Annotated in this window: 8 protein-coding genes and 1 pseudogene; 5 read left to right on the top strand and 4 right to left on the bottom strand. The window is 70.2% G+C overall.

Annotated elements, in window-relative coordinates:
- Positions 1-1,480: 1,480 nt before the first annotated feature.
- Positions 1,481-2,995 carry a carboxylesterase/lipase family protein gene (locus OHA73_RS01540; protein ID WP_327653881.1) on the bottom strand — a complete coding sequence of 505 codons (1,515 nt, stop codon included), beginning with the start codon at positions 2,993-2,995 and terminating at the stop codon, positions 1,481-1,483.
- A gap of 62 nt (positions 2,996-3,057) precedes the next feature.
- Positions 3,058-4,107: an Lrp/AsnC family transcriptional regulator gene (locus tag OHA73_RS01545; RefSeq protein WP_327653882.1), complete on the bottom strand. Its 1,050-nt coding sequence runs from the start codon at positions 4,105-4,107 to the stop codon at positions 3,058-3,060.
- A 185-nt stretch (positions 4,108-4,292) separates the two neighbouring features.
- Here OHA73_RS01545 and OHA73_RS01550 point away from each other — a divergent pair, with 185 nt between their 5' ends.
- From OHA73_RS01550 to OHA73_RS01575, 5 genes and pseudogenes are all read left to right on the top strand, one after another.
- Entirely contained in the window at positions 4,293-5,696 is a 1,404-nt protein-coding gene (locus OHA73_RS01550; protein ID WP_327653883.1) for an MFS transporter, read from the top strand.
- Between the two features lie 59 nt (positions 5,697-5,755).
- A complete protein-coding gene (locus OHA73_RS01555) occupies positions 5,756-7,129 on the top strand; it encodes an amidohydrolase (RefSeq protein WP_327653884.1) in 1,374 nt (457 codons plus the stop codon).
- Between the two features lie 1,024 nt (positions 7,130-8,153).
- Positions 8,154-8,245, top strand: a pseudogene (locus OHA73_RS01565).
- Between the two features lie 54 nt (positions 8,246-8,299).
- A complete protein-coding gene (locus OHA73_RS01570; RefSeq protein WP_327653885.1) occupies positions 8,300-9,259 on the top strand; it encodes a diacylglycerol/lipid kinase family protein in 960 nt (319 codons plus the stop codon).
- A gap of 53 nt (positions 9,260-9,312) precedes the next feature.
- On the top strand, positions 9,313-10,431 hold the full coding sequence (locus OHA73_RS01575; RefSeq protein ID WP_443063016.1) for a ferritin-like domain-containing protein: 1,119 nt from the start codon (positions 9,313-9,315) through the stop codon (positions 10,429-10,431).
- Positions 10,432-10,514: 83 nt separating this feature from the next.
- Here OHA73_RS01575 and OHA73_RS01580 read toward each other — a convergent pair whose 3' ends face one another.
- Both OHA73_RS01580 and OHA73_RS01585 read right to left on the bottom strand, forming a co-directional pair.
- Positions 10,515-11,762, bottom strand: coding sequence for a beta-ketoacyl-[acyl-carrier-protein] synthase family protein (locus OHA73_RS01580; RefSeq protein WP_327653886.1), 1,248 nt, complete (start codon positions 11,760-11,762; stop codon positions 10,515-10,517).
- Entirely contained in the window at positions 11,759-12,007 is a 249-nt protein-coding gene (locus OHA73_RS01585; RefSeq protein ID WP_327653887.1) for an acyl carrier protein, read from the bottom strand. The genes OHA73_RS01580 and OHA73_RS01585 overlap by 4 nt, the downstream gene beginning before the upstream one ends.
- Between the last annotated feature and the right edge of the window lie 43 nt (positions 12,008-12,050).

Consider the following 12,050-nt stretch of genomic DNA (forward strand, 5'->3'; position numbering starts at 1 on the left):
CAGACGTTCGAGGAAGTTGGGCCCCACTGGTTCTCGCCCCGCGTTACGGGCATGGTCCTTCGCTCTTTGTGCAAGTTCGGAGATCTCTCTTGGGCCCTCAAGATCTATGACAGCGGCCGCGGAACGGACCGGCTCGAGAGGGACAGCAGCTCGGATCTGTGATGCTCGCCGGTAAACCCGTTCACGACTGGCATCATCCTCCTCCTCGAACAGGCCCGGTCCGACCTGACGCCAGGCAACGTCCTGGCAGGCCCCGATCTCGGTTTGGTCTGCGTAGTCCCGGATTGCGGAGGGGAACCCAGCGTAGGCATCTCGTTGGTGTTGCCGGCGTACCGCATCGACAGCTCCGCGGTAGGCGCTGCGACCCTGGACGCGACCTGCCGCGTAAGCGGCGCCAGCGGCCAGCAGAGCAACGGGAGTTGGGATGATTGCGGCGAGCACGGCAGCGTCCATGAGGTGCTCCCTTGCCACACCTCACACGCGGATAAACCGATATGGCCAACGGCAGCTCTATCTGAGCATGACGGATAGATGGGCCGTGGCCGTGTCACCGGGCCGGAAGAGGGCGAATGCCTCGCCGACTTCTTACTCCTCGCCGACTGAAGGCCGTCATGGCTTCGGGAGCGAATCTCGGCCCCACCTACCGACGAGCACCGGCCCCACCGCCGTTTCGCGGGAGGCGGTTCCAGCGAGTTCTGGCTCCACCCGGCGACCAGGCCAGCCAGCTCCCAGCGCTCGTATGACAGGTTGCGGGAATCCCCGTCGCGCGGGTTCATGTTTCCCTACGTCCTCCCCTGGGAGCGGGCGATCCCGTCCAGGGGGTGAAAGCCCCAGAGCCGGGCCGAGTTGGGAGGAGCCAGAACATCCCCCCGTATTACCGTGAAACAACCCCAAACCCCCCGCTAGCCTAACGGTCTCGGCAAGGGTAAGACCGCCACCACTCTGCAGCAGGGTTCGGGCAATGACGACCTTGCCCTCCACCACCTCGGAGGAGGGCAACCACCTTGGCCAAGCACTGGCGGCTGGCACCACCACCGCGGGCAAGCCCTACCTCGTCATCGGCGTCCCGAGAACCAGGGCGACATCGTGGACGCAGGCGCCGGCCACCACCTGCGCGGCGACAACGTCGAGGTCCTCAACCTGCCTACACCCCCGAACAAGCCGCAACGACAGGCTAGTTGACGCGATCAGGCGTTACGAAAGATCGAGGTGAAGGCCCGTCGGGTAGCAGCATCGGAGCTCGACGGCTCTGGTGCACGTTCCGATGAAACTGTCAGTGGTACCAGTCATAATCACCGGCGCGCATCGTTCGTCGGTCATCGCTCGCTCGGGATGGCATGCATCGGAAGTGCCGAATGGGAGCGCCTTGATCGACGGCGCCGTCGCCGTCGCGGAGGATGTCCGGAGCGCCAGTACGACGGCGAGTTCCTGTGCGGTGCGAGGGCGGCGCCTCGGACGTGCGGGGCGCCGCCCGTGAACGTCACATCGGGTCGCCCAGCGGCCACCAGGTGCCGGGGGTCCAGTCGTGGTCCGCCCACAACCGGCCGTAGAGCGGGTTCCCGGCATCCGGCACGATCCGGGAAGGCACGTCCAACAGGAGGGTGGCACGGTCGGTGCGGTCGTACGCGGGCCAGTCGGGCAGTTGCCGGGAGGAAGGTGGGTCGCCAAGGCCGAAGGTGGCGAACGCCTCTCGAAATCCCTGTGCCACCGCGGCCGTCGCCGGATCGGCGAACTGGGCGAGGCCGAACGCGTACGCCATGTCCGAGCCGTGGGTGTACCAGTCCTGTTCAGGTGCTCCGGGTGTCGGGGCGTGGAAGCGGTAGTGCCAGACGGGCGCGTGCCGCGCCTGGGCGTCGAGCAGCCGTAGCGTGGGAGCCCCGTAGCGCTCGTCGGACATGAAGGCGCCCAGCCATCGGTCCCGACCGCCGTCCGGGTACTGCGCGGCATACGTGTCGAACGCCTGCTGATCCCGGCCCGGGAACACGTCTCGCAGTACCGCTTCGGCCTGGCCCAGGGCGCTGGGCTCGTTCGCGGTGTACGTGCCGCTCTCGTTGTCGGCGACGCCCGCGACCAGCGGAATTCCTGCCGCCCGACCCGCGGCGAGTGCCTGTGTGGGCCGCAGCGGCAGGACGGGGTCACCCACGGTGGGGCGCCAGATCCAGGTGGCCCGCAGGCCCTCACCGAGTGCGTACTGCGCCTCGGTGATTTCCTTGGTCGGGGCGTCCCGGATTCGTCGGAGGTCTCCTCCGGGCAGGTCGAGCTGCTCAATGAACCGTCGGGCCAAGGCGGTTGTGGCCTGCGGGGAGGCCGTGTGGTCGCCGCCGGAGTGGCTGATGCCCCGCCGGAACAGGCCCTCGGCGGCCGGGGAGGCCATCAGGTTGATGACACTCTTGCCGCCCGCCGAAACTCCCTGGACGGTGACGTTGTCCGGATCGCCGCCGAAGGCCGCTATGTTCTCCCGCACCCAGCGCAGTGCGGCGATCTGGTCCAGCAGAGCACAGTTGGCCGCGTCCGCGAAGCCGGCACCGAGCAGGCCGCCCAGGTTGAGGAACCCGAGAGCACCGAGACGGTAGTTGAGGGTGACCATGACGACACCGTTGCGGACGACGGACGCGCAGTCGCCGACGAACCCGGCCCCGGAGCCGAGATGGAAGCCTCCGCCGTGGATCCAGACCCGCACCGGAAGCGGTTCCTCGGCGTCGGCCGGGGCGGACACGTTGAGGTAGAGGCAGTCCTCGGAGGTGGGCAGGTCGTCGTCGGTGAACGGGGCGCCGAACGGCCCCGGCGGCAGTTCGACCGCCGCCTGTGGGGCTCGTCCGCCCCACTGGGAGGCGTCGCGGACCCCGCTCCACGGCTCCTCGGCGCGCGGCGCGGCCCAGCGCAGCGGTCCGACCGGCGGACGCGCGTAGGGGATGCCGCGCCAGGCGCGGATGTCGTCGTACTCGATGCCGCGGACGGCGCCGGACCTGGTCTGCACGACTGTCGTGACGGTCATGGGCTTCTTTCGGTCGGGAGTTCGCACGGGGGTTCATACGGGGAGTTCGTACGGGAGTGGCCTCAGAGGCGGAGGTCGGCCCCGGTCGGCAGGCAGGTCTGCCTGCTCCACAGGTCCGCGACGACGGTCGACCGGGCGCGGCCCTGGCTGTCGAGCAGCCGGGCGCTGTGCTTGACCGGGCGGAGTGTCACCGCGCGGTCCATCACCGTGAGTTCCGGCGCCCGATGGGCGATCTCCGCCTCCAGATGGCCGAGTTCGTGCAGCGAGGGGAGCCAGGCGACGCAGATCACGTTGCTGGAGCCTGCCACCGCGACCGCGAGGCGGGTCCGCGGAAGGCGGGAGAGGGCCTGACCGGCAGCCGCCAGATGCTGGGGCGAAGTGGCCGCCCACAGCGTCACGGTCACCGGTAGGCCGACCGCGGCTCGGGACACCTCGCAGCGCAGTTGCACGGTCCGGGTGGCGAGCAGGCGGCGCAGCCGCCGGGCGGCCGTGGTGATGCCGACGCCGAGCAGTTTGGAGAGTTCGGTCGCGCTCACCCGCCCGTCCCGGCTGAGTTCCATCATGATGTGGCGGTCCAACTCGTCGCGCAGGCTCGGGGGTTCCGCCGAATGCGCGGTGTCCGCGCCCAACTCCCGCTGGGCCGCCGCATCCAGCGCGCCGAGCCGCCAGCCGGCGCCGTCGGTGAAGCCGTCGGTGAAGATGCTCGTCCGGGTCGCCCGGACGCCCGGCAGCAGCCGCAGCCGACCGGAGATGTAGCCGGCCAGCGCGGCCAGGTCGGGAGCGCTGACGGTGAGCAGCAGGTCCCGGCCGCCCGCCGTCTCCTCGACGGTAAAGGCCTCCGGGTCCTGCGCGATCGCGGCCGCGACCTCCTGTGTCCGGGCGGCGTCGCAGTCGATCTCCACCAGGGCGCCGGCCAGTTGGTCCAGTGCCCCCGACGGATAGCCGGTGACCCAGCCCAGGCCCTCGTCGGCCAGCCGTCGCCAGCGCCGGGTCGCGGTGGCCGCGTCGGTGCCGAGCGCCTTGCCCACCGCCGCCCACGGGGCGCGCGGGCTGACCTGAAGGGCGTTCAAGAGGGCGAGGTCCGTTTCGTCCAGGTCGGCAGAGACCGGCAACTGAGGCTCCTAAATAGCAAGATCCCGCGGAATTGAGGCGATGGAACAGCGGATTGCTAGCTTCTGTCAATCTCGACGACCGAAGTTCGCGATCGGAGTCCGTCATGTCCCGTACCGGGTCCAGTTCCGTCAGCGCTCCTCCATCCGCCCCATCCGCTCCGGGCGCCGCGGGTTCACTCCGGGTGGTGGGCCTCCTCGTCCTCATCGAACTCGTCAGCGGCATCGTGCAGGGAATGATGGGCACCCTCACGCCAGCCATCGGCGCCCACTTCCAGGTCAGTGCCTCCGCGCTGACCTGGGCGAACACCGTCTTCTTCGTCAGCGCGGCGATCTGGGTCCCGCTGCTCAGCCGACTCGGCGACATCCACGGTCACCGCAAACTGCTGCGCGTCGCCCTCTCACTCTTCGCGGTGGGTGCCATCGTGATCGCCGCCGCGCCGAACTTCTCCGTACTGCTCGTCGGCCGCGTGCTGGAGGCGGGACTGCTGGCGCTGCTCCCTCTCGACATGGCGCTGGTACGCGACCGGGTCGAGGCGGGCCGGGCGCGCGCCGGCATCGGTCTCCTGATCGGCGTGCTGACCGGCGGCGTCTCGCTGGGGCTTGTGCTCGGATCAGTGCTGTCCAGCGCGTTGGGTTCGCTGACGGCGGTGCTGTGGGTGCCCGCCGTGGCGACCGTCCTGTGTCTGGTGGTCCCGTTCTTCCTGATCCCGGAGTCCGTGCGGCGGGCCCAGGCGCGCATCGACTGGACGGGCACGGCCGGGCTGTGCCTCTTTCTGGTCACTCTGCTGCTCGGTGTCGGCGAGGGCCCTTCGTGGGGTTGGGGCTCCGCGCTCACCATCGGCATGCTGGTGCTGTCCGCCGTGCTGCTGATCGGCTTCGTCGTGGTCGAGCGGGGCACCGCGGAGCCGGCGGTCGACGTCCGGCGACTCGGCCGACCGCGGATGCTGGTGCTCTTCCTCGCCGCCTGGCTGGTCGGCGGCGCCTCTTTCGGCTCGCAGACGGCGCTGGCCACCTTCCTGTCCGCGCAGCCCGACCGGTTCGGGTACGGACTCGGAATCGGCACCACCTCGCTGGGCTGGTTCATGCTGCCCATGGGCCTGGCCGCGGTGGTCGGCGCCTCGGTGGTCAACCGGGCCGGAACCGTGGTCGGCCACCGCGCCTCGCTGTGCGTCTCGCTCGCGGTCATGGGGCTCGGCTTCGGCGGAATGGCGATGTGGCACGCGAGCCGGGGCGAGTTCATGGCCCTGTCTATCGTGATGGGCTTCGGTAACGGGGCCGCGATCGCCGCGCTTCCGGCGGCCATCCTCGAGCGCTCCACCGAGACCGAGAGCGGCATCAATGCCGGCCTCTACAACACGCTGCGGACGGTGGGCGGTTCGGTCACCGGCGCGATATTCGGCGCGGTGCTCTCCTCGCTCCTCATCCCGCACACCTCCGTTCCCCGGGCCGCCGCGTACACCACCGTCCTGTGGCTCGCCGCCGCGGCCTGCGGACTCGCCGCGCTGCTCACCCTGGCCGCCCGCCGGGTCACCACGGCCGCCGCGGACCAGCCCGCCACCGCCGCCCCCGAGTCACTGACCACCGCCTGAGCCCAGGCCGACCGAAACACCGACACCGTAAAGACGAGCACAGACGAGAAGGACGCACCATGACCACCACCACTCCGCCCCGGACCGCCCCCGACGCCGAACTGGCCGCCCGGCTCAAGGAGTTGGCCTGCGCCGAGATCGACCGGCAGGCCGAGCGGATCGTCGCGGTGAGCGACGACATCATGCGCCACCCCGAGACCGGCTACCGCGAGACCCGCACCGCCGACGTCGTCGCCGAGCAATTCCGCGCCATGGGCCTGGAGCCGGCCACCGGCCTCGCACGGACCGGTGTCAAGGCCCGGATGCACGGTCGCACGTCCGGCCCGACCGCCGCGGTACTCGGCGAACTCGACGGGCTGCTGATACCGGGCCACCCGCACGGCGATCCAGAGACCGACGCGGCCCACGCGTGCGGGCACAACGCACAGATCGCCTCGATGATCGGCGCCGGCCTCGGACTGCAGGCGGTGATGGACCAACTGGACGGAGACGTGGTGCTGTTCGCCGTTCCGGCCGAGGAGTGCGTCGAGGTGCAGTGGCGCCTGGACCTGGTCGACACGGGCGAGATCCACCACACCGCAGGCAAGGCCGAACTGATCCGACGCGGCGAGTTCGAGGACGTCGACATGGCGCTACTGACCCACGCCGCCGCCTCCTCGCCCGCGCTGGGCGTCGGCGGGGACGGCAACGGCTCGCTGGTCAAGCGCGTCCGCTTCACCGGGAAGTCCGCACACGCCGGCAGCACTCCCTGGATGGGGGTCAGCTCCTACAAGGCGGCCACCGTCGCCATCTCGGCGATCGACGCACACCGGGAGTTCTTCAAGGACGAGGACAACGTCCGGGTCCACCACCTGATCACCCGGTCCGGCGACTCCGTGAGCGCGATCCCCGCCCGCACCGAGATGGAGATGCTGATCCGCGCCCGGTCCATCGAGGCGATGCGGGACGCCTCCGAGCGCGTCGACCGGGCGCTGCGCGCCGGCGCCCTGGCGATGGGCGCCGACGTGGAGATCACCACCGCGGTCGCCTTCCTGCCGTTCAGCAGCGACGCGCCGCTCGCCGAGCTGGCGTACGCCAACGGATGCGAGCTGGTCGGCGAGGACGAGTGCAAGTCCGTCAGCGGCAACTTCGGCGGCTCGACCGACATGGGTGACCTCGGCCATGTGATGCCGGTGGTCCAGCCGTTCTCCGCCTGTGGCACCGACGGCGCCCCGCACGGCCCCGAGTACTTCACCTCCGACCACCACGCCGCCGCGGTACTCCCCGCCAAGATGATGGCCATGACCGTTGTCGACCTCCTCGTCGACGGTGCCGCGCAGGCCCACCGCGTCATCGAGGAGAGCGGCCCGAAGCTGGACCGCGAGGCCTTCGTCGCGCTCCACGACTCCCTCAGCGGTACCCGGCGGCACGCCGCTCCCACCGGCAAGGACTGACCGGGACCGGGGGCGATCCGGAACATCCCGGCAGGCTCGCCCACCCCTGGGGAGAATCGACTGCGTAGGACCGCACGACCCTGAAAACCCCAGGGAGACACTTGAGCGCAGGTCAGGCCACCAGGACGATACAAAAGACCTGGTCAGTGGGCTGCGGTAGACGACTTCATGACGGATCCTGCCGCGCTTCTTGTCGCAGTCGAGGATCTCCAGTCTGGTCCGGTTCGCCTGGATCGTTGGGCCGACGAGCAACGGCTGAACTTCGCTTCCATGTCCCGTCCTTGACACCTGTGGCCCAATGAGCCGCCGCAGGATGTCCCCCACTAGTGTCCGACGCCCTGATCTCGCCCAGCAAGATCCGGACCAGGTGCGGGCCAACTCCGCCAGCCGCCGACCGCTCTTGACCGTATGCGCAGTTCAGAGCCCCTTGAGGTCGCGTACCACCAGCAGACTAAGAACCTCCTTGGTGAGCTACTCGGCGCAGAAGCTCGGGTTCTTCTAGAGGGCACAAGAAGGGCGCCTGACCTGGGCTTGTCCATGTCAGGCGCCTACCATGGGCGCCCTTCGCTTAAGCGGCGCGCTGCTTACACAACCCTGCCTGTACCCATCCCGCCAACCCGCTGCAAATGTGGGCGCGTGGCGGAACCCGGCAACGGACTCTCACCGCTCTGCTCGCGGCCGACGCCGCCGGCGATCTGGACTGGGGCGTCGCCGTCGACGCCACGATCGTGCGCGCTCATCAACAGGCCGCCGGGGCCCGGCAAAAGGGGTCCCGGCCCGCGAGCCGGACCATCCTGCGCTCGGACGGTCCCGCGGCGGACCGACCACGAAGATCTACTGTCGCCCCGGTCTTGGACCGTCCGCGAGCGCCCAGGCCAACCGGTTGCCCCAGAACCACCCCCGTTTGTTCGCACCGCACAGACCGGACCAGACCGGACCGGAGCACAGCGGGCTGAGACGAGCGTTTCAGTCGTCTGCAAGTCCGGCGTGGCATCGTCCTTACGTCGGCCGCGGAGGCCGGCGAGGAGAGATACCCATAGCGGCCCAATGGGGGCCGGAACCCGTTTCCGGTCAGGGGTGCCAAGCCCCGCGCAGGTTCGAATCCTGCTCTCTCCGCTCAGCGCGGCGGCGGCCGATCCGATGCAGACGATGCGGACAAGGAAGCAGCGCATGAGCCACTGGGCACGCAATGCGGTGATCGTGGCGAACGAACGGGCGGGGGGCGCCGTTTCGGTCCCGGTCGCGGATGTCGCTGAGGCGTGTCAGAGGCTCGTCGGAGAGGTCGGCGTGGTGCGGACCGCGTACCCCGGGCACGCCCGGACACTGGCCGCGAAGGCCGTACGGGACGGTGTGGACGCCGTGGTCGCGGTCGGCGGCGACGGCACCGTCGGCGAAGTGGCGGGCGGCATCGTGACAGCCGGGGAGGGCACGGAGGTCGTGGCGGCCCGGCCGGGGCTCGTCGGCCCGGCCCTGTTCTGCGTTCCGGCCGGCACCGGCAACTCTTTCTACAAAGAGGTCTGGCACGACCGGCCGTGGCGCGAGGCGCTCGCCGCCGCCTTCACGGGAGCGCGTCCGCGGCTTCGGCGGCTGGACCTGGCGCGCGTGGCGCAGACGCGGGACATCGTGCTGCTGGGCGCCTGCTCCGGTCTCGTCGCCGAGGCGCTGGAGACGGCGGCCGGGCTCACCAGGATCAGCGGTCGGGCCCGCTACCAGCAAGCGGTGGCCGCGACCCTGCGCGACTTCGCGCCGCACCCGGCCAGGGTCGTGGTGGACGGCGAGGTGGTCCATGACGGCAGCGTGGTCCTCGCGGCCGTCGGTGGCGGCCGCTACCGGGGCGGCGGATTCCTCCTGCTGCCCCACTCCGTTCTGGACGACGCTCTGCTCGACGTCTGTGTGGTGACCGGCGATCTCGATCCTCTGGAGCTGCCCGGTCTCACCCGGGAGGGACGGCATCTCGAACGGCCCGAGGTGCTGTACCGGCGCGGTCGCCGCGTCGAGATCGAACGCACCGACGGCGCCCCCCTCACCTTCGAGTGGGACGGCGAGGTCAAGCGCGGGCGCACGCGCTACGCGCTCGACATCCTTCCCGCGGCGCTGCCGGTGCTGGCCCCGACCGCCGAGTCCGTATGACCGCAGGCCGGCCGCGGGTCGACAACCATCCGTACCACGCAAGGGACTTGCTCATGAGTGATAGCGCCCATATCCCGAACACCGACACCGGCGCCGCCTGGTCGTTTCCGATGCAGGGGCGAAACACCTTCACCTGGGAGTACGACACGGATCGAGAGCGGCTGCTGAGCCTCTATCAGAAGGGCAAGGACAAGCAGTGGGACAGCACGAAGCGGATCGACTGGTCCCTGGACGTGGACCCCTGTGATGTCCTCGGCACTCCGGAGAACGCCCTCGCGCTGTACGGCTCCCGGCAGTACTCCCGCCTGAACGGGCGGGAGAAGCAGGAGCTGCGAAGGCACATGGCAGCCTGGGAGTTCAGTCAGTTCCTGCACGGGGAGCAGGGCGCCATGATCTGCTCCGCCCGGATCGTCGAGTCGGTGCCGGACATCGACTCCAAGTTCTATGCCGCGACCCAGGTCATGGACGAGGCGCGGCACGCGGAGCTGTTCACGCGCTTTGTGCGCGACAAGATCGGCATGAGCTATCCGATCAGCCCGCATCTGAAGTCCCTGCTGGGCGAGGCTTTGAACGACTCCCGCTGGGACATGCCGTATCTGGGAATGCAGGTGCTCATCGAGGGCCTGGCCCTCGCGGCCTTCGGCATCCTGCGCGACCGTACGGACAAGCCGCTGCCCAAGCAGATTCTCTCCTACATCATGCAGGACGAGGCCCGGCACGTGGCCTTCGGGCGCATCGCGCTGCGGGACTACTACAAGGAGCTGACCAGCAAGGAGATCGCGGAACGCGAGGACTTCATCGTCGAGGGCTGCTATCTGATGCGCGATCGGCTGCGGATGCAGGAGGTGTGGGAGACGCTCGGCTTCGACATGAAGGAATGCATGGAGTACATGAACCGGGGCCCGCGCATGCGTGCCTTCCGGTCACGGCTCTTCACCCGGATCGTGCCCTGCGTCAAGGACATCGGGCTGTGGGGGCCCAGGGTCCAGCAGGCATACGCGGACATGGGCGTGCTGGACATGGCGGACCGCGACCTGCTGAAGCTCATGGCGGCGGACGAGGCCCAGGCGGAGGCGCTGGACGCGGAGCGACACGAGCTCAAGGCGCGGCAGGGCGAGGTCCACCGCGCGATTGCGGAGGGGCGGCTCACCGCCGCCGGCGACGACGGCTGAACGGCCCCGCTGCCGACCCAGCAGGCTGCGCCGGACCCGGTCAAGGGGTCCGGCGCAGCCTGCTGGGCCGGCAGCGGCATTCATCAGGGGCGGGTCAGCAGCACCACGGCGTTCTGGCCGCCGAAGCCGAAGGAATTGCTGACGGCGACCTCCACGTCGGCAGGGCGGGCCTCCTTGGCGACAACGTCCAGATCGATCCGAGGGTCCTGGCTGTCCAGGTTCGCGGTCGGCGGGATCAGTTGCTGCTCCATGGTGAGGGCGGCGACGGCCACTTCGACGGCTCCGGAAGCCCCCAGCGAGTGGCCCGTCACGCCCTTGACCGAGGTCACCGCGGGCCGGCCCCCGAGGACCCGGCGGATCAGCCGGGCCTCCATCAGGTCGTTCAGGGGTGTCGCGGTGCCATGAGCGTTGACATGGTCCACCGCGTGCGGGGCCACTCCCGCGTCCTTCAGGGCCGCGCGCAGAGCCAACTCCGCGCCGGCGCCCCGGGGTTCCGGCGCGGTGGCGTTGTAGGCATCCGCCGAGGCCCCGTATCCGCTGATGTGGGCGCGGATGCGCGCTCCGCGGGCCCGGGCGCTCTCCGGGCGCTCGAGGACCAGGACGGCGGCGCCCTCGGCCGGCACGAAGCCGTCGCGGTCGACGTCGAACGGGCGGGAGGCCGCCGTGGGGTCGTCGCGGCGCCCGGACAGCGCGCCCATCTGCTGAAAGCCCGAGATGATGGAGGGCACGAGACACGCCTCGGTGCCGCCCGTGAGCACCACGTCGCAGTGCCCGCCACGCAGCAGTTCGCGCGCCGCGCCCACGGCGGTGGCGCCCGACGCGCAGGCGGTGGCCGTCACGAAGTTGGGCCCGCGGGCACCGATCTCCATGGCGATATGGCCCGCCGGCATGTTGATCGCGAGCATGGGGATCAGCATGGCGGACACCTTCCCCGGCCCCTGATCCAGCAGCACGCCGTGCTGCTTCTCCCAGGTCCCGGCGCCGCCGATGCCGCTGCCCAGCACCACGCCCACCCGCGCGCCCGCGTCGCCCTCCCAGTCCGCCGGACGGAGGCCCGCGTCCGCGAGAGCTTCGGCCGCGGCGGCGACCGCGAACTGGCTGCTGCGGTCCAGGCGCCACGCCTTGCGTGCGCCGATCACGGCGGCCGGATCGAAGTCGGGTATCCAGCAGCCGATGTCGGCGGGGATTCCCGCGAGCGCGGGCACCCGCCCCGCGGCGGTGCCGGACGCGGCCTTGATGCGGTCCCAGGACGCGGCGGTGTCGAGGCCGGCGGCGGTCACCATGCCGATGCCCGTGACCGCCGCGTCGTACCCGCCGGCGGCCGCGGTCATCGGACCGCCACCAGCTTGGAGTCGAGTGTCCCCGCCGCCTCCGTCATGGTGCTCGTCGCGTGCAGCTCGTCTTCGGTGAGGGTGATGCCGAATTCCTCCTGCGCGGCGAGGGTCAGCTCCACGAGGGCCAGTGAGTCCAGCTCCAGATCCGCGAAGGTGCTCTCCGGTGAGACCTCGTCGGCCTCGACGCCGAAGCCCTTGGTCAGCAGGCCCACGAAGCGGTCGTAAGTGGTGGTGGCGGTCATGTCGTTCTCCTTGATGAGCTTGATGAGCTTGATGAGTGGGTGC

This window comes from Streptomyces sp. NBC_00483 (assembly GCF_036013745.1).
Classification (GTDB): domain Bacteria; phylum Actinomycetota; class Actinomycetes; order Streptomycetales; family Streptomycetaceae; genus Streptomyces.